Source organism: Halovenus marina (assembly GCF_051414115.1).
GTDB classification, from domain to species: Archaea; Halobacteriota; Halobacteria; order Halobacteriales; family Haloarculaceae; genus Halovenus; species Halovenus marina.
On record NZ_JBLKNZ010000001.1, the window covers coordinates 1,666,703 to 1,687,125 of the forward strand.

General features: G+C 62.9%; 22 protein-coding genes. 11 read left to right on the plus strand and 11 right to left on the minus strand.

The window, feature by feature from the left end; all coding sequences use genetic code 11:
• The first annotated feature begins 27 nt into the window (after window positions 1-27).
• The 3 genes from ACMGFL_RS08500 (at window position 28) to ACMGFL_RS08510 (ending at window position 2,668) form a co-directional block, all read left to right on the plus strand.
• Complete coding sequence (locus ACMGFL_RS08500) at window positions 28-933, plus strand: hypothetical protein (protein WP_436935106.1); 906 nt, start codon at window positions 28-30, stop codon at window positions 931-933.
• Window positions 934-987: 54 nt separating this feature from the next.
• Window positions 988-1,956: a sugar kinase gene (locus ACMGFL_RS08505; RefSeq protein WP_436935107.1), complete on the plus strand. Its 969-nt coding sequence runs from the start codon at window positions 988-990 to the stop codon at window positions 1,954-1,956.
• Between the two features lie 76 nt (window positions 1,957-2,032).
• Entirely contained in the window at window positions 2,033-2,668 is a 636-nt protein-coding gene (locus ACMGFL_RS08510) for a helix-turn-helix domain-containing protein (RefSeq protein ID WP_436935108.1), read from the plus strand.
• A 151-nt stretch (window positions 2,669-2,819) separates the two neighbouring features.
• Here ACMGFL_RS08510 and ACMGFL_RS08515 read toward each other — a convergent pair whose 3' ends face one another.
• Window positions 2,820-4,154: a RimK family alpha-L-glutamate ligase gene (locus tag ACMGFL_RS08515; protein WP_436935109.1), complete on the minus strand. Its 1,335-nt coding sequence runs from the start codon at window positions 4,152-4,154 to the stop codon at window positions 2,820-2,822.
• 77 nt (window positions 4,155-4,231) lie between these two features.
• Here ACMGFL_RS08515 and ACMGFL_RS08520 point away from each other — a divergent pair, with 77 nt between their 5' ends.
• Window positions 4,232-5,251 (plus strand): succinylglutamate desuccinylase/aspartoacylase family protein, encoded by a 1,020-nt coding sequence (locus ACMGFL_RS08520; protein ID WP_436935110.1) that lies wholly within the window; start codon window positions 4,232-4,234, stop codon window positions 5,249-5,251.
• 39 nt (window positions 5,252-5,290) lie between these two features.
• Here the strand turns inward: ACMGFL_RS08520 and ACMGFL_RS08525 are convergent, their stop codons facing one another.
• Window positions 5,291-7,459, minus strand: coding sequence for an N-6 DNA methylase (locus tag ACMGFL_RS08525; RefSeq protein WP_436935111.1), 2,169 nt, complete (start codon window positions 7,457-7,459; stop codon window positions 5,291-5,293).
• A gap of 138 nt (window positions 7,460-7,597) precedes the next feature.
• Between ACMGFL_RS08525 and ACMGFL_RS08530 the strand changes: the two genes are divergently transcribed.
• Complete coding sequence (locus tag ACMGFL_RS08530) at window positions 7,598-8,059, plus strand: pyridoxamine 5'-phosphate oxidase family protein (protein WP_436935112.1); 462 nt, start codon at window positions 7,598-7,600, stop codon at window positions 8,057-8,059.
• Between the two features lie 8 nt (window positions 8,060-8,067).
• On the opposite strand, the gene ACMGFL_RS08535 is transcribed toward ACMGFL_RS08530, so the two are convergent.
• Window positions 8,068-8,259: a DUF7560 family zinc ribbon protein gene (locus ACMGFL_RS08535; RefSeq protein WP_436935113.1), complete on the minus strand. Its 192-nt coding sequence runs from the start codon at window positions 8,257-8,259 to the stop codon at window positions 8,068-8,070.
• A gap of 287 nt (window positions 8,260-8,546) precedes the next feature.
• On the opposite strand from ACMGFL_RS08535, the gene ACMGFL_RS08540 reads away from it, so the two are divergent.
• Entirely contained in the window at window positions 8,547-9,707 is a 1,161-nt protein-coding gene (locus ACMGFL_RS08540; RefSeq protein WP_436935114.1) for a site-2 protease family protein, read from the plus strand.
• A gap of 17 nt (window positions 9,708-9,724) precedes the next feature.
• Here the strand turns inward: ACMGFL_RS08540 and ACMGFL_RS08545 are convergent, their stop codons facing one another.
• From ACMGFL_RS08545 to cofD, 5 genes are all read right to left on the minus strand, one after another.
• Complete coding sequence (locus ACMGFL_RS08545; protein ID WP_436935115.1) at window positions 9,725-9,919, minus strand: 30S ribosomal protein S17e; 195 nt, start codon at window positions 9,917-9,919, stop codon at window positions 9,725-9,727.
• A gap of 84 nt (window positions 9,920-10,003) precedes the next feature.
• Window positions 10,004-10,603 (minus strand): DUF447 domain-containing protein, encoded by a 600-nt coding sequence (locus ACMGFL_RS08550; RefSeq protein ID WP_436935116.1) that lies wholly within the window; start codon window positions 10,601-10,603, stop codon window positions 10,004-10,006.
• On the minus strand, window positions 10,600-11,448 hold the full coding sequence (locus tag ACMGFL_RS08555) for a triphosphoribosyl-dephospho-CoA synthase (protein ID WP_436935117.1): 849 nt from the start codon (window positions 11,446-11,448) through the stop codon (window positions 10,600-10,602). The genes ACMGFL_RS08550 and ACMGFL_RS08555 overlap by 4 nt, the downstream gene beginning before the upstream one ends.
• The gene (locus ACMGFL_RS08560) at window positions 11,445-12,206 is read right to left on the minus strand and encodes a tRNA-dihydrouridine synthase (RefSeq protein ID WP_436936436.1); all 762 of its coding nucleotides are present in this window, start codon (window positions 12,204-12,206) and stop codon (window positions 11,445-11,447) included. The genes ACMGFL_RS08555 and ACMGFL_RS08560 overlap by 4 nt, the downstream gene beginning before the upstream one ends.
• Window positions 12,207-12,259: 53 nt before the next feature.
• Entirely contained in the window at window positions 12,260-13,252 is a 993-nt protein-coding gene (cofD, locus tag ACMGFL_RS08565; RefSeq protein WP_436935118.1) for a 2-phospho-L-lactate transferase, read from the minus strand.
• 232 nt (window positions 13,253-13,484) lie between these two features.
• On the opposite strand from cofD, the gene ACMGFL_RS08570 reads away from it, so the two are divergent.
• The 5 genes from ACMGFL_RS08570 to ACMGFL_RS08590 all read left to right on the plus strand — a co-directional run bounded on the left by ACMGFL_RS08570 (window position 13,485) and on the right by ACMGFL_RS08590 (window position 17,262).
• Window positions 13,485-13,721 (plus strand): hypothetical protein, encoded by a 237-nt coding sequence (locus ACMGFL_RS08570; protein ID WP_436935119.1) that lies wholly within the window; start codon window positions 13,485-13,487, stop codon window positions 13,719-13,721.
• Window positions 13,722-13,862: 141 nt separating this feature from the next.
• Window positions 13,863-14,441: a protein-tyrosine phosphatase family protein gene (locus ACMGFL_RS08575; protein WP_436935120.1), complete on the plus strand. Its 579-nt coding sequence runs from the start codon at window positions 13,863-13,865 to the stop codon at window positions 14,439-14,441.
• Window positions 14,442-14,502: 61 nt separating this feature from the next.
• A complete protein-coding gene (locus tag ACMGFL_RS08580; protein WP_436935121.1) occupies window positions 14,503-15,726 on the plus strand; it encodes an HD domain-containing protein in 1,224 nt (407 codons plus the stop codon).
• 42 nt (window positions 15,727-15,768) lie between these two features.
• The gene (locus ACMGFL_RS08585) at window positions 15,769-16,791 is read left to right on the plus strand and encodes an amidohydrolase family protein (RefSeq protein ID WP_436935122.1); all 1,023 of its coding nucleotides are present in this window, start codon (window positions 15,769-15,771) and stop codon (window positions 16,789-16,791) included.
• Window positions 16,792-16,830: 39 nt separating this feature from the next.
• Window positions 16,831-17,262, plus strand: coding sequence for a universal stress protein (locus ACMGFL_RS08590; protein WP_436935123.1), 432 nt, complete (start codon window positions 16,831-16,833; stop codon window positions 17,260-17,262).
• Between the two features lie 17 nt (window positions 17,263-17,279).
• Here the strand turns inward: ACMGFL_RS08590 and ACMGFL_RS08595 are convergent, their stop codons facing one another.
• The 3 genes from ACMGFL_RS08595 to ACMGFL_RS08605 all read right to left on the minus strand — a co-directional run bounded on the left by ACMGFL_RS08595 (window position 17,280) and on the right by ACMGFL_RS08605 (window position 20,422).
• Complete coding sequence (locus tag ACMGFL_RS08595; protein WP_436935124.1) at window positions 17,280-18,215, minus strand: biotin--[acetyl-CoA-carboxylase] ligase; 936 nt, start codon at window positions 18,213-18,215, stop codon at window positions 17,280-17,282.
• A gap of 105 nt (window positions 18,216-18,320) precedes the next feature.
• Window positions 18,321-20,147: an acetyl-CoA carboxylase biotin carboxylase subunit gene (locus ACMGFL_RS08600; RefSeq protein ID WP_436935125.1), complete on the minus strand. Its 1,827-nt coding sequence runs from the start codon at window positions 20,145-20,147 to the stop codon at window positions 18,321-18,323.
• Window positions 20,144-20,422, minus strand: a complete 279-nt coding sequence (locus ACMGFL_RS08605) for a DUF8022 family protein (protein WP_436935126.1) — start codon at window positions 20,420-20,422, stop codon at window positions 20,144-20,146. The genes ACMGFL_RS08600 and ACMGFL_RS08605 overlap by 4 nt, the downstream gene beginning before the upstream one ends.
• Window position 20,423: the final 1 nt, after the last annotated feature.

The window sequence follows — 20,423 nt, forward strand, 5'->3', positions numbered from 1 at the left end:
TAACGGCTGGCCAGACGAATGGGTGGTATGGATCCAGGTCGCGTCGATGCACTCGTCGATCTCGCGTATGGCGTGTTGATCTTTATCGCCGCACTGACGATGCTGCTCGTTGGACGCCCTGAGGGACTCGCATTCGGGATCGGCGTCCTGGTCTCGTATGCGATTCACGTCGTCTGGAAGATGGGACGATTCGACCCTGACTGGATGACTCGCTCGGTCGAGGAAACGATCGAGGAGACGGTCGGCACGTCGGTCGAACAGAGCGTCGAGGAGCAGGTCGGCGACCAGGTCGAGGAGACTGTCGGCAAGCAGATGGAAGAAACCGTCGGCAAGCAGGTCGAGGAGACAGTTGGTAAGCAGGTCGAAGAGACCGTCGGCAAACAGATGGAAGAGACAGTCGGTAAGCAAGTCGAAGAGACCGTCGGTAAGCAAGTCGAAGAGACAGTTGGCAAGCAGGTCGAAGAAACGGTTGGTGACACCATGGAGAAGACTGTCGAGGACACTGTCGAAGAGACAGTCGAGAAGACGGTTGGCGAAACCGTCGAGAAAACCGTCGAGGAGACCGTCGAGGAGACGGTCGAAGGCACGGTTGAAGAGACTGTCGAGGGAACGGTCGAGGAAACAGTCGAGCAGACAGTCGAGGACACGGTGGAGGAAACCGTCGAGGATACGGTCGAAGGCACCGTTGAGGAGACAGTCGAACAGACTGTCGAGGAAACGGTCGAAGATACTGTCGAGGAAACGGTCGAAGATACTGTCGAAGGGACCGTCGAGGAAACAGTCGAGCAGACGGTCGAAGACACGGTGGAGGAAACTGTCGAGGAGACGGTCGAAGATGTCGTTTCGGAGGCCGTCTCGGATGCGGATGTCGTCTCTGACGAGCGAGATGGTGGCAAATCGGACGATAGCGAATCGGACGAATCGTCACAGTAATCACTCGAGATATCGACCAGTCGAATTAAGATTCTCCACGTCGACAGTGGCGGTATGGCAGAGTTTGTCACCTTCGGTGAGACGCCGTTGCGGCTCTCATCGCCGGGGTACGAGCGACTGGAGACGGCAGGGGAAACGAGTCTCACCGCAACCGGGACCGAGAGCAACACGGCAGTTGCGGCGGCGGAACTGGGGGCGGAGTCACTCTGGCTGTCGAAACTTCCGGAGACGGCACTCGGGCGGCGTGTCGTCACCGAACTCGAACAGCACGGCATCGAGACGGACGTGACCTGGAGCGACGACGAGCATCTCCGGCAGGGGCTTGTCTTTCACGAACGTGGGTCAGCACCCCGTGACACGAGCACCGCTCATGACAGACAGTACACTGCCGCGGCGACGGCCGTCCCGGGCGAGTTACCGATGGAGCGCGCACAGAACGCCGCTGTCGTGTTTACTGGGTTGAGTACGCCCGCGCTTTCGCCGGAGACGACCGAAACGACGCAGGCGCTGTTACGAGCAAGCGGCGGTACTAATGCCGTGACTGCGCTCGAACTGGATTACCAGGCGGGCTTGGCACCACCGGAGCGCTATCGAGAGGCGTTCGAGGGGTTGACATCGCACCTCGATATGCTGTTTGCCACCGAGAACTCGATCGAGACGGTGCTGGACCGGTCCGGGTCCCCACGCGAACTCGTGAACATCCTGGGTGCTGATTACGACTTCGAGATCGTCGTGCTCACACAATCCGACGGGAGTTCTGTCGCGTTGCACAACACGGCGGGGACGAACGTCCTCAACGAGCGCGAATCGGTCGACGTCGACGTCGTCGACACGACCGGCACGCGCAGTGCGTTCGTCGGCGCGTTCCTCCAGCAACTCATCGACGGGGCCGACACCGCAACTGCGCTGAACTACGCTGTCGCGGCGGCGGCGCACGTCCAGACCGTTCCCGGGCCGTTTCTGACAACGCGATTGGGAGAGATCGCTGCCCTCGCCGAGCGTGTCGAACAGCAGTCGCAGTGATCGATGCGAACCTGTTCGGCACCCACTGAGCGCGAGTCCGGCACGCTCAAAACCGCAGAGTGAAAACTAGAACGTGATGAACTCCGGGATACGAGCGACGATCGCATTTTCCGACCCCGGTGACTGTCCGATCGCCGCCGCGTCCCGTGCGACCGGCGACGTGATCGAACAGGTGTCGACGAGCGTCGGCACCACAGAACACCCGAGCGTCTCAGAGTTTCTCGTGAAGGCGTCTGATCTGGACGACATCGATGCAGAGCCGACCTTCTCCTACGGGGCTGCGACGGTGTTTCGGACGCGCCACGAAGGCGACCCAACCTGCCCGTGTGAACTCCTCGGCCAGCACGGCTGCCCCGTTCACCGCCAGGTGGCAGACGACGGCACACTGACGCTCGTGTTTCACGTCAGCAGCTTCGAGCAGCTACAGACGATCGTCGAGGATCTCCGCGAGTCGTACCCGCCGATCGACGTCCAGCGCCTGCTTCAGCCACCGCTCGAAGGGCCCGCTGACGAGCGCGTGTTCGTCAACCGCGGCCGACTGACGGACAAACAGCGCGAGGTACTCGAAGCGGCCTTCGAGATGGGGTATTTCCAGCGCCCGAAGGAGTCGAATGCGACCGAAATCGCGGAGGCACTCGACATCACACAGTCGACGTTCACCGGCCACCTGATGGCGGCACAGCGGAAACTGCTCGAAGATATTCTCGACTGATACTGCTGGCTGTACCATTTTGAACGAATTCACCACCCCGGGGTGGCGGATATCTGTACGAACGTACAACCAGCAGTATGAGCCGAGGGTCGCTCGACACACGACTCACCAGCGTGCAGCGACCGCTCGTGACGTTCCGACCGGCGCGCAGTCACTCCTCGACCGGTCCCGCGTGTTCGTCGACTTTTCGCGTTACATCGACGTGATAGTGTTTCAGGATGTCACGGCCAAGCAACATCGAGTAGTCCATGTGGCTCCGGTCTTCCACGCTGGCGGCGACGGTGTGCTGTGTGCCGCCGACGCCGACGACGACGTCGACGATCGGACGAGCGCGACCACCTTTGGCGCTGCCCGAGCGCACCCGGACGATGTCCTTGATCGGCCCGGTTCCGATCTCGGCGGCGAGTTGCGAGTCGATGCTGGTTCGGTCGGCGCCTGTATCTGCCTTGGCGAGCACTGGCTGGCTGCCTCGGGTCCCGCTGATGACCACCTCCTCGGTGTATCCGATGACACTCGGTTCCGTCGGAGTCTGTCGGGGCTTTTTCGGCGCGGCGGATGGGGTCGAGTCGTCGAGCGTCTTCGAGAGGTCTCTGACGGCGTCGTCGTCGACAGTCCCCCCGGCGCGTTCGACCGCCATCTTGGCGATGTAGGGCGCAGGGCTGGTCCCCGTGGCACGGAACAGCCCACGGAAGCCAGCCGTCGGGTTCGTCTCCAGAATTGCCCAGCCCTCTTTCGTCTCGATGAGATCGACACCGGCGTAGTCGAGTCCGATTGTCTCGGCCGCGTGAACGGCGATCTCTTTGGCGTCCTCGGGGAGGTCTGCAGTCGCATCCTCCACATTACCGCCCAGCGAAACGTTCGTGCGCCACTCCCCTTCTGGCGCGTACCGATACATCGCGCCGATGACCTCTCCATCGACGACGTAGACACGTGCGTCGCGTGGCGTGTCCGGCGTGTCGACAAAGTGCTGGAGAAATGCCTGTCTGTCACCGACGCGCGGGTTCACCGGGTCGTCGAGGTCGATCTTCCACGCGCCGCCGCCGTGGGTCCCGATCGCTGTCTTGTACACGGCCCGGTCGCCAAAGTCCCGTCTGGCGTCGTTGAGTCTGTCGCTGGCGAGTGCCATCACTGCGTCGGGGACCGGCAGCCCCGCCTCGGCCAGCGCGACCGCGGTGGCGAACTTGTGTATCGCAGTCAGGACCGCAGTTGGCTCGTTGAGCATCGGTCTGACGGAGTTGAACAGTCGCGCCAGACCGAGTTCCTCGGCTGGCTGTGCGCTGGTCGACAAAAGGAGCCGATTTGCGATGATGTCGGCAGCGGGTTCGAGCGTCACTGCGCCGTCGTCGATGCTGACGCTCGTGTTCGCGCGCCGGAACCACGCGGTGTCGTGCCCGAGCGCCTCGACGGCATTCAAAATCGCTTTGCTCTCCTTGCTGTTGTGTAGCCCAAGGACGCCGACCGTGACTGGCCCTGATTCAGTACCCATACGCTGTTTCGGCCCGGCGCAAAAATAATCTCTCTGATGTCGTCAGATGTATGCGCGTTGCTCTCTCACCGGTGGGTATGACCGCCGCCGAAGCGTTTACCTATCAGGGTGGGCGGGTCGACCCCGGAGAACGACAGGACCTCCGGTTCAAAGTCACCGAGACGTATCTTGGCGACCCAGTCAGAATACCCGTCACGATCATCAACGGGCCAAATCCCGGGCCGACAGCGTTTCTCTCGGCGGCCGCCCACGGCGACGAGCTCAACGGGATCGAAGTCGTTCGCGAAGTCGCCTACGAGTGGGACCTTCCGAACCTCAGTGGCACGCTGGTCTGTCTCCCCGTGTTGAACGTCCCCGGCTTCATCGCACAGCAGCGATACCTCCCCATCTACGACCGGGATCTGAACCGATCGTTTCCCGGCGACCCAGACAGCACCAGTTCCAAGCGGATCGCTCACAACATCTTCACCAATTTCATCGAACCCTGTGATTTCGGCATCGACTTTCACACCTCGACCCGCGGGCGGTCGAACATGCTCCACGTCCGCGCGGACATGGACGACGAATCCGTCGCGCGGGTCGCACAGGCCTTCGCGTCGCACGTCGTCATCGACAAGCAAAGCCCCTCGGGAACGGTCCGCCGGGCGGCAAAGGAAAACGACACTGCGACAGTCGCCGTCGAGATGGGCGAAGCCCTGCGGTTCCAGCGCGAGGTCATCGACCCCGCACTCGCTGGCGTGGAAAGCGTGTTCGCTGAGTTCGGCATGATCGACACCTCGACTGTCGCGTGGCCCGGATGGCGAACGGTCGTCCGCGGCCGTGACAAGACGTGGATCCGGGCAGACGCTGGCGGTCTGGTCGATATGCACGCAGACCGGGGCCATCTCGTCAGAGAGGGGGACCGCATCGCCACCATCTCCAACCCGTTCAAGACCGAATCGACCGTCGTCGAAGCGCCATTCACCGGCCTGCTGGTCGGTGCCGTCGAGAATCCGCTCGTCTATCCCGGCAATCCGCTCTGCCATCTCGTGAAACTCGACGACCGAACACTGCGGGCGCTCGAACGCAGCGAGACCGACGCACACCGTGAGTCTTGACGTCCGCGTCGGAACGTGACTCCTCTCCGTATCGGAACCTCAGTCCAGCAGCGACTCGACGCACGCGTCCATCTCTGTCTGTAACGCCTCCAGTTCCGGAATTGGCGTTTCGTTGTACGTTCGCTTGCGCACGTTTGTGTGCTCTGGCACGACGTCGTGAGCGGCCATCGAGAGTTCGGCCAGTCGCTCGGCGTCAGCCGTCGGCTCGTACTCCGGCAAGGAAAGCTTCGAGACGACTTCTTTCGAGAGACTCGCCTTCCCCTCGGAGGCGATCTCTCTGAGCGACTGCTGGTAGATCGAGGAGTTGAGCAGCCCACAGAGAAAGTGCGCCTCGTACCGGTCGTCGGTCGCGATGAACATACAGTGGTCGCCGGGGACCACCAGTTTCTCACCGAGATCCTCGTCGTGTCGGGTCGATACGACGGCAAAATGCGGCTTGAATCCGAGTCGGCACCAGACGACCTTGTACGTTGCCCACGTGTACTCGCCGAGTCCGAACAGGTTGTAGAACGTCCCCTTCTGGAGCCACGACGAGGAACGGGCTTCGAGGCGCTCCCTGTTCGCGCTGAGATACTCGTGTGTGTTCGGGCAGGTGGCTTGCAGTTCGGCCTCGTTGTCGACGTTCGTCTTTTCGAGCGGGACGAGATGCAGGTCGTGCCCGAACAGGCCGTACTTGACAATATGTTTCGATCTGAGGTACGGGTAGACGTGGTCGTGTTCTAACTCCGAGAGCTGAGCCCGGTCGATACTGAACACGTCCTTGGCGTCGTCTTTTACCCCGTGACGGATGTCGTGGTGACAGTCACCGAGCGCACGCGTGCTGGCATCCGCTCTGACCCACGGCGAGTCGGGGTCGTCGTCCAGCGGAACCATCTCGGTCGTCTCGTGTTTAAGTGTCTCCCGAATCGTCTCGAGAGCGGAAAAGTCAGCCGAGTTCTCTCCGGCGCTCCAGGAATCGACCGGGATTGGAAAGTTCGGCTCACGCCCGACGCCCATCGTGTAGATGGCAGACTGGACCGTCGCTGTCTCGAACGGATGGAGCTGATTGAAGTCGTGAATGTGCGTGACAGCGACCGGACGGGACCCGACCTGCTGTGTCCGGAGCAGTCGGCCCGCCGGCCCCTTCATAATGTCGCGTTTCAGGACGAAGCTAGCGTCACCTCCCTCGTCGAGATATCGATGGATACAGACACAGACGAACGGCACCGAGATGTCGTCGTTTCCGTGCCCCAGACGTGCATCGATTCCCTCCTGTGGAAATAGGTTCAATTGGTCGATGTACTGCGCTCGCCACGCATCGCGCACCGTCTCCGGCAGGTCGCCCCACGTGATCCATGGCGGATTTCCGACCAGATGGTCGACGGTCAGCGAGATGGGGGATCCACCGAATCGGATCTCGTCATCGCGCGTCAGCGCGAGCGCGTCGGTCAGAAACACCGGCAGTTCGAGTCGGTCGATATCGCTCTCTGCAAGGAGTGGCCGGAGTGCGAGGAGGTACCTGAGCTTTGCGCTTTTGACCGCGACAGGGTTGAGGTCGATTCCGAACACCGTGCTCGTGATGACTTCGATGAGCGTTTCGGGGTCACAGTCGTCTGCGAGCGCGTCCCGTTTTGCGTCGATACAGGCCGCGAGAAACACACCCGACCCGCAGCCAGGGTCGAGGAACGTCTCCGACCGGTGATCGATGACACCGAGTTCGCTCACAGCCAGGTCGGCTACCCCGCGTGGCGTGTAGTACTGGCCGAGCTGTCGGCGCATCTCGCGGGAGACGACAGCCTCGTACAGCGCTCGCAGAAGGTCTGACTGGGCCAGCGATTCCAGATCGAGCCGCGACGCGAGCAGGGGTTCGAGCGTGTCCGAACCGAGGATTCGCTCGTGAAGCGACCGGAAAGAAACGGAAAGCGCGTCGGTGTTTTCCGTCGATTCTCGGTTCACGACCTGGACCCCGAACTCGCGTTGAGCGGATTCGATGAGTCGCTCGACGACAAAATCGTAGTACAGCGTCTCGACGAACAGCGCGTCGCGGGGATTCTCGACCGAACTGTCGTCGAAGATGGTGCCGTGACTGCGGGTGAGAAACGTCACCCACTCTCGCCGTGCCGACTGCACCGCGGTGTCCGTCGAAAGTGCGGCAAATGCGCGAGACCTGTAGCGCTCGTACAGGTCGCTGCTCTGTCCGACGGCGTTCAGTAGCTTAGGGTCTGTCATCCTCGGTTGCCTACGGTAGCTCTCTGTTTCAGTGCCCGGACCATAAGCGTAGGTTCGTTCGGCCGCGGATCCGACCGCACAGCCGCTACACTCAGTGGGAATAGCTTAAGGGTACACGGATCATCGTGCTACTAAACGATGGCTCTCGCCGAGGAAACGGAGATGACGGCGGCGCAAGTGGACGATTTTCTCGCCGAACGGGAGAGTGGCGTGCTCTCGCTCGCCCGTGACGAGCGCCCGTATGCGATTCCGATCTCCTATGGATACGACAGTTCCGAACGAACGTTCTACATGCGTCTGGTGTCGACGCCGGAAAGCGAAAAGCGGGAGTTTCTTTCCTCAAACCCCGCCGCACGACTCGTCGTCTACGACAGCAACACCCAGGGAACGGAGTATAAGAGCGTCGTCGCCTCGGGAGATCTAGCACAGATCGACCCCGACGAACTCACGATAGAGCAAATCGAGCAGTACGGGAGCGCGAAGCGCCCGCTCTTCGAGATCTGGGGACAGGAACGGGACAGCCTCGACATCCAACTGTTTCGGTTCCGACCTGACGAGCTAAATGGGCGGCTGACGGAAGTCGACAGAGACGAATCGTAATCCCCCGCCTATTCTCCCGTGTCGATGGGCGCAAACTGCGCATCGGTGGCTGCAGCGCCACAGACTGGACAGCCGCTCGATACGATAGCCTCACGCATCCCCTCGTTGACCGTGATCTGCTGGCCGCATTCCGAACAGGTAAACTCGTGTTCTTTCATGTATCGGTGTTCTTCTCTCGTCCCGCGGACACTGCCTGCCATATCGTCCCTACGGTGATTCTGTCCCGTATCAGCTAAGGGGTACAGCCAGTATATGCAGGTACATTCAAGTTCCTACACCGGTCACAGCCGACAGACGACTGTGCTCTGCTCAAGACCATTCGGGGGATCTGTATCAACGTTTCGTCTTTTCTATCTTGATTCAGCGAGAGAATCCCGCCCTTCTCACGAAGGACGAGCGTTCCGACGCTCTGTGTGGTTTGGATTCTGTTTTACTACAGACCTGCTCCAACACTAGGTTGAAGCGGATCAGACACAGAGTAACTGATATGTTCAAAAGCTATCGAGTCGGAACCATCCACGGAATTCCGTTCAAACTCGATATCACGTTTCTGATCATCCTCCCGGTGTTTGTGTGGCTGATCGGCGCCCAGATCGGTGACGTGGTCCCCCTGTTCAACGACGCCTTTGGAACCTCACTCGAGACAGAGACGCTGACGGCTGGCAACCGGGAGTGGATCGTCGGCTTTGTCGCTGCAGTCTCGCTGTTTACCTCCGTTGCACTCCACGAACTCGGCCACGCGGCCGTTGCGCTGTCGTATGGCTACGAAATCGAGTCTATCACGCTGTGGTTGCTCGGCGGCATCGCAAAGCCAGCCGAACTCCCGACCGAATGGCAACACGAGTTCTGGATCGCAGTCGCCGGACCGGTCGTGAACGTTGTTATTGCTCTCGGGTGTGGGGCCGCGCTCGTCGTCGTTCCTGCGAGTGACGTGCTCGTCTTTCTGTTGCTCTATCTCGCCTTGTTGAACATCGTCTTGCCCGTGTTCAACATGCTCCCGGCGTTCCCGCTCGATGGCGGGCGAGTGCTCCGGGCGCTGCTCGCCCGAAATCAGTCGTACGTGCGCGCCACCCGACAGGCCGCCGCCGTCGGAAAGGGGATGGCGCTACTGCTCGGGATTGTCGGACTGCTCGCGTTCAACTTCGTCCTCGTGGCGATCGCATTTTTCGTCTACATCGCCGCGACCTCCGAAAGCCGACAGATGATGCTCGACGCTGCTTTCGAGGGGATGGTGGTACAGTCGGTGATGACAAAGACCGGGAGACTGTCGACGGTGGACGCGGCACTGTCGCTCGACGAACTCCTCGACGTGATGTTCGAGGAGCGACACTCCGGCTATCCGGTGATCGAAGACGGCGAGTTCGTCGGTATCGTCACGCTCTCGGACGTTCAGTCGGCCGATTCCTCCGACGAGTCTGTTCGTGACGTGATGACGCCGAACGAACAGTTGGCGACAGTCTCGCCGTCGACAGACGTGATGGACGCGTTCACGACGATCGGAACTGAGGACGTCGGGCGATTACCGGTCGTCGACGAAGACGGGTCACTGGTGGGGATCATCACGCGCACAGACATGATGCGAGCGTTCAGAGTCGTCACCGAGCGACAGCGCTTCGAGGACAAGCTGTCGAGCGCACGCTCGCTGTAAATCGACCGAAAAATCGTCTACTGAGAGGGGATCTGCGCGCCCTGCTTTCGGGTCACGTAGCCTGCGATCCGGTTGCGAACGCCCTTCGACTCGACGTTCGTCAGTTCGGTGACCATGTCCTTGTTGTGCTCGAAGTCCGTCCCCCACGCGTCGGGGTATCGCTCCATCAGGATCCGTCCTGTCTTTTTCACGTATGCGGGCTTGATTGCCATCGTTGTACTCCCTTTACTGACACCGGGCCTAAAAGGATTCGACTCGCATTTTGCTGCGGTCCATATGGAGTCCTGTCGTCCCCGTCATTCCTCGATGTACATTCGCAGTTTCGCGAAAGCCTCCCGTTCGGCGGGGCCACCGCAGCGCTCGACGACGCCCTCGAAGTACTCGATCCGGTCGTGCAGGTCGGCGTCGTCGTACGTCGCCACGCCGAGCCGTGAGGCCGCAACGGTCGCCTCGACGACGGCCGCGAAGCCGCGATGGATCACCGGAACGGACTCCGATCGAACGGTCGTCTCGAAGGGTTCGACGGACCAGTCGACCCACTCGGTGTCGCCCTCCTGCCCGCTGTCGAGCGCCTCGACGGCCACCTCGACGGTCGCAGCAGCGCAGTCGAGCGTGGGGTGCTCGCGTTCGACGACACCGAGCGCAGCATCGACGAACACTACCGGGTCACGGACGAAATGGACGTGACCCGTGCCGTGTCGCTCGAAGTTCTGTCGCGTCCGGGTTCGCCCCCACGTTCGGGCGGTCGCGGGGCCGTCAGTCGGGGCGTGGATCCCGAGCGCGGCGATGTTGTATTGCCCCGCAGGTCCGCGAGTCGTCACCACTGTTTCGGTCACGCCGCGCAATCGGACCGGCCACGTTGCGTCGGCCGTCTCACCGCTGTCCCCGTCTGTCATACCTCCAGCCCCCGTTCGAGCGCGACAAACAGCGCGCCAGCTGTGATATCGGCCGTCGTCCCGGGATTTATCTCTCGCTCGACGAGTTCGTCAGCGAACGACTCGACCGACTCCTCGCCCGCACGAACTGCCTGCGCCCTGTCACGAACGTCCATCGCAGTCTCGTGGTCGTGCTGTGTCTGGACGAACGTGTCGACCCGCTCTGCGAGCAGTTCCAGAAAGACGGCCGCGGCGGTGTCTGTCACTGGGCAGTCCTCCGTGCGTTGGTACTCCTGCAATCGGTCGGCCGCCCCGAACGTCCGCTCGAACCCGCCCGTCCACTCGGCGGCGATTCCGTCTCTGTCTGCACTTTGCTCCATGATGTCAGCGAGCGTCAGTTCCTGTTCGCGGAGGTACGGAGCAGCCTCGCCGCCCCGGCGAACGTCGAGTTCGTCCATCCCCTCAGGTGGTTCGTCGACTGCCACGTCGACGTGCTCGAAGGCGCGATAGAACGCCACCGCATCCGGGACTGTCGTCGCGTCGACGACGGCAGTCGCCGCCTCCGACGTGAGGCGTTCGGAGTCAACCGCCGCTTTCACGAGCGGTGTCAGGAGCAACACTGCGCCGAACTGCGTGTTCCCGCCCGACTGGTGGCTCATCCCCTCGATTGCACGCTCGAAAGACGCGCCGACAGCACCGCCAGCGCTCGCGTGCTCGAACCCATCTTCCGCTCCGACCGCACCGGCCAGGAAGTGCTCGAATCGCAGGTCGGGGTACTCCCTGTGTCTGTCGACGTTGCCGGGCTTTGGCGTCCCGGCGACTTCGAGCAACAGCGCGAGACGTGCGTTCTGTGCCGCCGTTCTCACGGCGGATCACTCCCAACTGCCTTGGCTTCGTTCTGGAACCACCGGGTCGCCGCTCGATGTACGCGTTCGAGGACCGCTGGGTTGTCGCTCGGGCGGCCGACGCTGACCGCGTCCGCACCGTATTCGAGATACTCGACGACCGTCTCCCAGTCTCGCACGCCGTTGTTTGCGATCACTGTCAGGTCTGTTGCTGCCGCGATGGGCCTGATGACCTCCTCGGAGTCCATCGCGTCGACGTGAACGAAGTCGCCACTTGCGTTCTCGACTGCCTGCGCTACCTCGACCAGGTCGACGCCGGACAGTTCTGCGCGAACCTTCACACCGACTGTCGGGGCCTCTCGCGTTGCCTGTCGGACGTACGTTGCGAGGCGGTCGGTGTCTCGGAGCAGTCGCTCGCCCGCACCTGCCGCGCACATCTCGTCCTGTCGGCAGTGAGCGTTGAGTTCGAGCACGGCGTCGTGGTCAGCACAGACACCCGCGAGACGCTCCAGCGGTTCCGTCGATGTGGTTCTGACGTTGATCCCGGGCCGGATTTGAACCGTCTCTAGCTTCTCGAACTGGTCGTCGACGAAGGCGACCGGATCCGCTGGCAGAAACTCCGTCCGATCGCGCGCGACGAGTTCTCGTGCGGCCGCTCGCGTCGACTCGTCGATTGCGATCCCACCGAGCATGGCGAGACCAGCATACGGCGCTCCCGCTTGCGCCCACGTAGCGTCGGACTCGCCGCTGAGACTCGCGAGCACCACTGGCGGATCGATGGCTGGCACTGGTCGGCCTCCGTTCGCGTCGCCTTGCCCGCTCACCGATCCGTTCACTCTGCCACCTCCAGCGCGGACGCGACGGCCCGCGCAACGCGGTCGGCGTCATCTGGGGTGTCCATACTCGTGTCGGTTCTGACGACTGGTCTGTCGAGTGCCGTCCCGTCGGCGTCGTCGAGCACGAAGGCGTCTGCGAAGGGGTATGCTTCGGCGACGCCAGCGGTCGATGCCTCGTACCCTTCCGCCCGCATGAGGTCGTCCGCTGGCCCGGAAAAGACCGTGTTCTCGACGAACGGCGAGACGGCGACGACGGTCGTTTCGTCGAGTCGATCCCGAAATCGGTCGAGCGCACACATCGGGCCGATGCTCGTGATCGGATTCGAGGGGCCGATGACGACCGGATCCGAGAGCGCGTCCAGCACGGCCTCGGTCGGTTCCGCGTCCGCCGCCCCTCTGAACTCGACGCTCTCGATAGTCGGTTCGCCGTCGCGCCCGACCCAGAACTCCTGAAAGTGCATCGTGGTCTCTGGGGTGTGGATCAGCGTCGCGACGGGGTCGTCGCTCATCGGGAGGAGTCGCCACGGAACGTCGAAGGCATCGGTGAGCGTCGCGGTCACGTCGGTCAGCGACGCCCCCTCGTCGAGCAGGCCAGTTCGCGTCAGGTGAACGGCCCGGTCGCGGTCACCGATGTGCATGAACTCCGCGACGGCCGAAAACCGCCGCCAGCGAGCGAGTCGCCGTCCGCCGGTCTGCTGATCGTCGGGGAGATATCGCGGGCCGCCGTCGATCCCCGCACGGTCGGCAATCTCCTGCAGCTCCGCGTGCGTGTTGGCGGTGTCGCCCTCGATACCCCACCACAGGTCCCGGTCGAGTTCGTCGCCGCCGAGAAAGATCAGGGTGTCAAGATCCGGACAGACCAGCGACCCGCCGAGTTCGATGTCGTCGCCAGTGTTCGCGACGACTGTCGTCTCCGCTGCCGGAAACACGTCGTCGCTTCCGGCGAGCAACTTCGGCGTGCCGGTCCCGCCTGACAGAAACGTCACCATATCCACTCTACGGAGATGGGCGGTTAAAAACCGCATGGGCTCTCTTCGCGCAGTCGGTTCCGTCAACTGCGGTGAATTCTGGATGGCTGTGTCACGTCGAATCTGCCTATTTTCAGTGGACACGTTTCTACTACGCAAGTGGTGCTGTCTCGCAACAATACTACCAGTGCATCGTAAGAATACTCATAACCAGCACCAGAGTAAGAGACACTTACCGTGACGATGACTCACCATGTCTCAGAGTAGAGTAACAGATATCGACCTTCTCGATCAGTTTGCGGGGATCACTGGTCTCGGCTGGACTGTCTCGATGCTCGGGTATCTGAGTGCTATCTTGGGGTACGGAACGACCCTCGTGACTCGTCTTGCCGTAGACCCGCAGTTACTTCTGTATTTTGCTGGCGTCTGTTTTGTCACGACACTCGGACTCGACCGACTCAAGACCGTCCTCTCGAACCACGATGAGTGACGACAGGCCCGGGCTCTCTGCGTGCCGACCGGACGAGCAACACTGCATCTCACAGAAACTCTCTTTCAGTTGTCAACTCTCGGTTTCAGCGTTGAGAACTGCGTCTATAGATTCAAGGGTACTGACAGTCGAGATGAGATAATGGCCGATCAGGAGGTGGTAATCGATGACATCTATCGATTCGGACCGGCTGGGCCGGACGAGGAGGTCGTGTATGGGGCGTGCAGTCCGGGGTGGCACGCGTGCTGTGACCAGCAGACAGCGATCGAAGACTGGATCGAGGAGATGCAGTCACAGGGGATCGAACGAGTCTGCTGTCTGCTCGCCGGGCGGCGACTCGACGCGTCGGACGCGAATCTTGGGCTGTACCGTGAGGCCTTCGGGAGTGAGAAGGTCAAACACGTGCCGCTCCCGGACCGACGACTCGCACCTCCGGACCGCCTCGCAGAGGACGTGCTTTCCTTTCTCGAGGGAAGTGTACGCGAGGGGGATCCGGTCGTCGTTCACTCGCTGACAGGTCTCGAACAGACCGGTCGAGCGCTCTCGGCGTGGCTCGTGTACGGCCGTGGACGCACCCCGCGAGAGGCGCTCGATGCCGTCCGTGAGACGGGTCGGTCACCGACCAAGGGACTCGACGGCTCCGCATCGAAAGACGACCTGCTCGATGTCCTCGACCGGTTTGCAACCCGCCGGGAACAACGTGAGCGCGTCCCAATCTAATCCGCTTGCTGACTTTGGCACGATACTGACGTTTTTGACAGACGGCGACCAAGACCCGATAATGACGACGATCAAGGATAGCGTTCACGACCACATCGAGTTACAGGGGGTTGCCGAGGACCTGATCGACACACCGCCAGTACAGCGGCTTCGCCGCATCCGACAACTGGGGACTGTCGGACTGGTCTACCCGTCGGCCAATCACACCCGGTTCGAGCACAGCCTCGGGGTGTATCATCTCGCCGACCGCGCGCTCGCCCATCTCGGTATCGAGGGACAGCAGGCCGAGCGGGTCCGAGCGGGAGCCATCTTGCACGACGTCGGCCACGGCCCGTACAGCCACAACATCGAGGGACTGATACACCGACACACGGGCGCGTATCACGACGAGATACACGACCTGATCGGTGATGGGCCGGTCGCACGCGTGCTGACCGACCACGGGCTGAACCCCGACAACGTGGCTGCCATCGTCGCCGGGGAGGGCGAACTCGGCCAGCTCGTCTCGGGCGAACTCGACGTCGACCGGATGGACTATCTCGTCCGGGACGCTCACCACACCGGCGTTCCGTACGGCACCATCGACCACGGGCGACTCATCCGCGAACTCCGGTTTGTCGACGGCGACTTGGTCCTCGACGAGGGGAACGTCCAGACTGCGGAGAGTCTCCTGCTTGCGCGTGCGCTCATGAATCCGACCGTCTACCGGCACCACGTCGCGCGCATCGCGAAGGCGATGTTGCGCCGGGCGGCACAGCGGGCGCTCGCAGCCGATGCAACCGACCCCGAAACGCTCCGGCGGATGGACGATTTCGAGCTTCGGGTGTTGCTCCGAGAGTGTGACAGCACTGTGGAGATTGCCCGGCGACTCGACGACCGGGACCTGTACAAGCGAGCGGTGTGGGCACAGCGAGCGGCCGTCCCCGACGACTTGGTCGGGTCCGACCACGACCAGATCACCGAACTCGAACGCGAGATAGCCGCGGCCGCAAACGTCGACAGCCAAGAGGTGATCCTCGACGTGCCCTCGGAGCCGTCGATGGCCGAATCGACCTCGCGAGTGCTCGTCAGCGGGCAGGTTCGGCGTCTCGGTGAGCAGTCGACACTCGTGAACGCGCTCCGGATCGCACAGCGCGACCAGTGGCGACTCGGCGTGTACGCGCCCGCACCACACAGCGACCGCGTGGGAACCGCTGCCGTCCGCACGCTCGGCCTCGACCTCGAAGACACCTACGTCCGGGACGTTCGGCCGGGGATAAACGCGACGCTCGACGAGTTCGAGTGACTCTCCGGTGCGTTCAAAAGCCGGGCCGTCCACATACGGGGTATGATCCTCGAAGGAACCGTTCTTCGCGGCCGGTCGTTCGAGCCTATCGAGGGCCGCGTCGTCGTCGAGAACGGGACCATCCAGTCAGTCGAGGAAGGTGACGTTCGGACTGACGACATCATCCTTCCGGCCTTCGTCAACGCGCACACGCACATCGGTGATTCGATAGCCAAGGAGGCGGGCGAAGGGCTCACTCTGGAGGAACTGGTCGCGCCGCCTGACGGGTTGAAACACCGACTGCTCCGTCGGGCCAGCCGCGAGGAACTGGTCGCGGGGATGGATCGCTCCATCCAGTTCATGGAGTCGGCCGGAACGGCGGCGTTTTTCGACTTCCGCGAGGGCGGCGTCGACGGCGTCCACGCGCTGCAGGACGCGCTCGCCGGGCAGGATATCACCGGAGTCATTCTCGGCCGTGAATCCACCGAGGCGATGGAGGCAGGCGAGGGTTTCGGAGCCAGCGGCGCAAACGACGGGGAGTTCTCTCGCGAGCGGACGGCGACACGAGAGGCCGGGAAACTGTTCGGCATCCACGCCGGAGAGGTCGACACGACCGACATCAACCCGGCGCTCGACCTGGACCCGGATCTTCTGGTCCACATGGTTCACGCGGAGGAGATCCATCTCGACCGCGTCGCGGACAGCGAAATTCCGGTGGTCGTCTGCCCGCGGTCGAACATCACCACCGAAGTTGGCCTCCCCCCGGTTAGAGAACTGCTCGACCGGACAACAGTCGCGCTCGGCACCGACAACGTCATGCTCAATTCGCCGTCGATGTTCCGCGAGATGGAGTTCACCGCGAAGCTAACGGAGGCGACCACACGGGAGGTGCTCGCGATGGCGACCATCAACGGGGCCGAAATCGCCGGACTGAACTGTGGACTCGTCGAGGAGGGCTACGACGCCCGGTTGCTCGTCCTCGACGGCGACTCGCACAACCTCACTGGCGCGCGCAACCCGGTTCGTGCCGTCGTTCGCCGGGCGAGCGTTCACGACCTCAAAGACGTGGTCTTTCCGAACGAATGAGTGCGGGGATATATACCGTGTCACGTGGTAACACCAGGTATGTACGACAACATTCTGCTTCCGGTGGATGGGTCCGAGGAGATGGGGGCAGTGATCGACCACGCACTGGAACTGGCCGAGATACACGGCGGCACGATTCACGCGCTGTACGTGGTCGATACTGCCTCGTTGTCGGACTTGCCGCTGGAATCCTCCTGGGAGGGGGTCAGTCAGGCGATGGAGAGCGAGGGGAAAACCGCCCTCGAGAAGGTCGAGCAGCGGGCGGGTGATGTTCCGGTCACGACGGAGGTGGCGACCGGTTCTCCATCGCGACAGATAGGCGAGTACGCCTCCCAGAATGACTGTGACGTGATCGTGATGGGAACGCACGGCCGGTCTGGATTCGACAGATGGCTCCTCGGAAGCGTCGCAGAACGCGTGGTCCGGTCCTCTCCCGTGCCGGTGTTGACTATTCGCGTCGGCGAAAAGTGAGTCGCGGCCGGGGTGGGCTACCGACTCTCGGCAGGGCGTAGATGTTCACAGTCACCGGCAGCGACCTCGATACGCGCTGTTCCCGTGTCCACAACGAGCGTCCCCGGATAGGTGATGTCGACTGCTTCGCCGGTGACGGTGCGCTCGCCCGTTTCGACGCGAACGCGTCGTCCGAGCGTTTCACTCAGACCGCGCCACGCAGGCAGAACTCCATCCAGATCACGGCACAACACGTCGAACCGTTCGAGCAGTGACTGCGTGAGCGCCCGCCGGTCGACACCGCCGACGAGCGCCCGAAGGCTTGTGGCGTCACGGTCTGCGGGAATCTCTAACGGGTCCACATTTGCGTTGATCCCCACCCCGACCACCAGCCACGAAATCCGATCCGCTTCACCTTCCATCTCGGTGAGGATTCCCGCCACCTTCTCCCCGTCGACGAGCACGTCGTTCGGCCACTTGATCGCGGCGTCGACGCCGAGTTCTCGCATGGCTTCGGCCGTCGCGACGGCGGCCGCGAGCGTGTACACCGGCGCGTGCATCGCGGGCCGATCCGGACGGGCGAGAATCGAGAGCCAGACTCCGCCGCTTGGTGAGTGCCACTCGCGGTCGAGACGGCCCCGCCCGCCGGTCTGTTCGTCCGCGAGCACGACCACGTCGCTCGCCCCCGACGTCGCGAGTTCGCGAGCGCGCGTGTTCGTGCTCGGAATCCGCTCGTGATACTCGACCTCGAAGGGCGCATCGAGACCGAAGACGACCGCCGCCTCCCCGTACTCCGGAATTGATTCGACGGTGTACCCCTCCGACCCGTCGCTGATCTCGAACCCTTCGTCTCTGAGCGCCTCGACGTGCTTCCAGACGGCTGCACGGGAGACCTCGAGCCTGTCAGCCAGTTCCGGCCCCGTCACCGGTCCGTCTTCGAGTGCCCGAAGGACTGCTCGCCGCGTCTCCTGCATACCTCGTCTTCGAGGGCAGGCCTCAAAAGGGACTCTCTCGACGGCGAATCGATACTCGTGAACACGCTCCATATTGCACAGCGAATCGATTTGCGCGAACGCACGTCACTCGATGACAAAGAGCACGTCGCCCATATCGACACTCTCGTCGGCGCTCACTCGCACGTCGGTGACCGTGCCGGAACTGTCCGCGACCACGTCGTTTTCCATCTTCATCGCTTCGAGCACACAGAGTACGTCACCCGCAGCAACCTCGTCGCCTTCCTCGACGTTGACTTCGAGGATCGTTCCCTGCATCTCCGCGGTGACCGTCTGGCCGCCGGGCGCGTTCGCCGTCTGGTCTGTCTCGGAACTCGCCCGCTCCGGGCGTGGCTGAGTTCCCTGCCCGTCGGGGACATCGAGAGACGGTGCGTCGTGTGCTTCGAGTTCCACCTCGAAGCGCTTGCCGTCCACCTCGACGGTGAATTCGCGTCGCGTCGACTCGTCCCCGTCGTCGGACTCGCTCGATTCGGTTCCCCAGCGGTTCTGTGCGTCCTGAATGCGCTCGGTGTCGACCTCCTCGTCGAGATAGCGCGTCGTGTGTGTCCCGGCGACGAAGCGGTCGTCCGTGACCATCAGTCGATGGAAGGGGAGGATGGTGACGACGCCGTCGATGTCGAACTCCGCCAGCGCTCGTTTGCTCCGGGCGAGCGTCTCGACTCTCGTCTCGCCAGAGACGATCAGTTTCGCTATCATCGAGTCGTAGTCGGTCACGAGCGCGTCGCCCTGCGTGAGCGCGTCGTCGACGCGGACGCCGATGCCGCCCGGTGGGTCGTACGTGTCGAGGGTGCCGCCCGTCGCCGGAGCAAAGTCGTCGGCGGCGTTCTCGGCGTTGATGCGAAACTCGATCGCGTGACCGTCGATGTCGACCTCGCTCTGCTCGAAAGCGATTGCCTCGCCCTGCGCGACCCGCAGTTGCCACTTCACGATGTCGATACCCGTGATGGCCTCGGTGACGGGGTGTTCGACCTGAATTCGCGTGTTCACCTCCAGAAAGTAGAAGTCGGTCTCCGGACCGAGCGGTTCGTCCCGGTCGAGGTCTTCTGCGACCAGGAATTCGACGGTTCCGGCGTTGGTATACTCGGTCGCCTCGACGCCGCGCCGGGCCGCGGCACCGATCTGCTCGCGCAGTTCCTCGGAGAGCGCGGGCGAAGGGCCTTCCTCGATAACCTTCTGGTGGCGGCGCTGGAGCGAACAGTCCCGCTCGCCGAGATGCCGAACCTCGCCATCCTGGTCTGCGAGGATCTGCACTTCGACGTGGCGGGGGTGCTCCAGAAACCGCTCGACGTACACCGAATCGTTGTCGAAGTACGCCTCGCCCTCACGCTGTGCGCTTTCGAGTTTTGCCTCGATTTCCTCGGGGTCGTGAACGACTTTCATCCCGCGGCCGCCGCCACCACCCTCAGCTTTGATCGCCAGCGGATAGCCGTGCTCGTCGCCGAACGCGGCGACTTCTTCGGGGTCGGTGACGGGATCAGTCGTTCCGGGGACGATTGGGACGCCAGCCGCTTGCATGACGCGCCGGGCGTGGGTCTTCTCACCGAGTTGCTCCATCGCATCACTCGGCGGGCCGACCCACGTGATCCCCGCTGTCTCCTCGACCTGTGCCGCGAAGTCGGCGTTCTCCGCGAGAAAGCCGTAGCCGGGGTGGATCGCGTCCGCGCTTGATCGCTTCGCAGCGTCGATGATGGCGTCGCCGTCGAGATAGGAGTCGGCGGCCCGCGCTGGACCGACGCGGTAGGCCTCGTCGGCGTATGCAACGTGGCCTGCGTCCCGGTCGGCCTCGCTGTAGACCGCCACGGTGTCGATGTCCAGTTCCCGACAGGCGCGCATGACGCGTACGGCTATCTCACCACGGTTCGCGACGAGGACGCGATCGAACCCCCCGGTCATCGGTCGAACCTATCCCGTCGGCCCGCGGCCGTCCACTCGTCTCTCGGTGCCGTGCTCGGAACCCGCGCCGACCGCCCCGAGAGCGCTTCGAGACGGCCAGCAAAGCGGAATCGGTCGCCGTCCCACGAACGGTCGGTGTCGGCGGCAGCGGTGCGTGCGGCCGCACGCTCGTCGCGGAGGTGTGCGCCGATTGCCGTCGCGATGGCGGCGGCCTCCTCCGGCGTCGCGTCGGTCGGGATGTCGAGCGAACCAGTCAGCGTGTCGTCGTCAGTCATC

Bases quoted from the DNA above. Each gene is read 5' to 3' on its own strand.
- ACMGFL_RS08585 (WP_436935122.1), top strand. From the start codon at position 15,769: ATGATCCTCGAAGGAACCGTTCTTCGCGGCCGGTCGTTCGAGCCTATC.
- ACMGFL_RS08520 (WP_436935110.1), top strand. From the start codon at position 4,232: ATGACCGCCGCCGAAGCGTTTACCTATCAGGGTGGGCGGGTCGACCCC.
- ACMGFL_RS08600 (WP_436935125.1), bottom strand. From the start codon at position 20,147: ATGACCGGGGGGTTCGATCGCGTCCTCGTCGCGAACCGTGGTGAGATA.
- ACMGFL_RS08605 (WP_436935126.1), bottom strand. From the start codon at position 20,422: ATGACTGACGACGACACGCTGACTGGTTCGCTCGACATCCCGACCGAC.
- ACMGFL_RS08570 (WP_436935119.1), top strand. From the start codon at position 13,485: ATGTCTCAGAGTAGAGTAACAGATATCGACCTTCTCGATCAGTTTGCG.
- ACMGFL_RS08545 (WP_436935115.1), bottom strand. From the start codon at position 9,919: ATGGCAATCAAGCCCGCATACGTGAAAAAGACAGGACGGATCCTGATG.
- ACMGFL_RS08540 (WP_436935114.1), top strand. From the start codon at position 8,547: ATGTTCAAAAGCTATCGAGTCGGAACCATCCACGGAATTCCGTTCAAA.
- ACMGFL_RS08590 (WP_436935123.1), top strand. From the start codon at position 16,831: ATGTACGACAACATTCTGCTTCCGGTGGATGGGTCCGAGGAGATGGGG.
- ACMGFL_RS08505 (WP_436935107.1), top strand. From the start codon at position 988: ATGGCAGAGTTTGTCACCTTCGGTGAGACGCCGTTGCGGCTCTCATCG.
- ACMGFL_RS08535 (WP_436935113.1), bottom strand. From the start codon at position 8,259: ATGGCAGGCAGTGTCCGCGGGACGAGAGAAGAACACCGATACATGAAA.
- ACMGFL_RS08515 (WP_436935109.1), bottom strand. From the start codon at position 4,154: ATGGGTACTGAATCAGGGCCAGTCACGGTCGGCGTCCTTGGGCTACAC.
- cofD (WP_436935118.1), bottom strand. From the start codon at position 13,252: ATGGTGACGTTTCTGTCAGGCGGGACCGGCACGCCGAAGTTGCTCGCC.
- ACMGFL_RS08500 (WP_436935106.1), top strand. From the start codon at position 28: ATGGATCCAGGTCGCGTCGATGCACTCGTCGATCTCGCGTATGGCGTG.
- ACMGFL_RS08525 (WP_436935111.1), bottom strand. From the start codon at position 7,459: ATGACAGACCCTAAGCTACTGAACGCCGTCGGACAGAGCAGCGACCTG.
- ACMGFL_RS08595 (WP_436935124.1), bottom strand. From the start codon at position 18,215: ATGCAGGAGACGCGGCGAGCAGTCCTTCGGGCACTCGAAGACGGACCG.
- ACMGFL_RS08530 (WP_436935112.1), top strand. From the start codon at position 7,598: ATGGCTCTCGCCGAGGAAACGGAGATGACGGCGGCGCAAGTGGACGAT.
- ACMGFL_RS08580 (WP_436935121.1), top strand. From the start codon at position 14,503: ATGACGACGATCAAGGATAGCGTTCACGACCACATCGAGTTACAGGGG.
- ACMGFL_RS08550 (WP_436935116.1), bottom strand. From the start codon at position 10,603: ATGACAGACGGGGACAGCGGTGAGACGGCCGACGCAACGTGGCCGGTC.
- ACMGFL_RS08510 (WP_436935108.1), top strand. From the start codon at position 2,033: ATGAACTCCGGGATACGAGCGACGATCGCATTTTCCGACCCCGGTGAC.
- ACMGFL_RS08575 (WP_436935120.1), top strand. From the start codon at position 13,863: ATGGCCGATCAGGAGGTGGTAATCGATGACATCTATCGATTCGGACCG.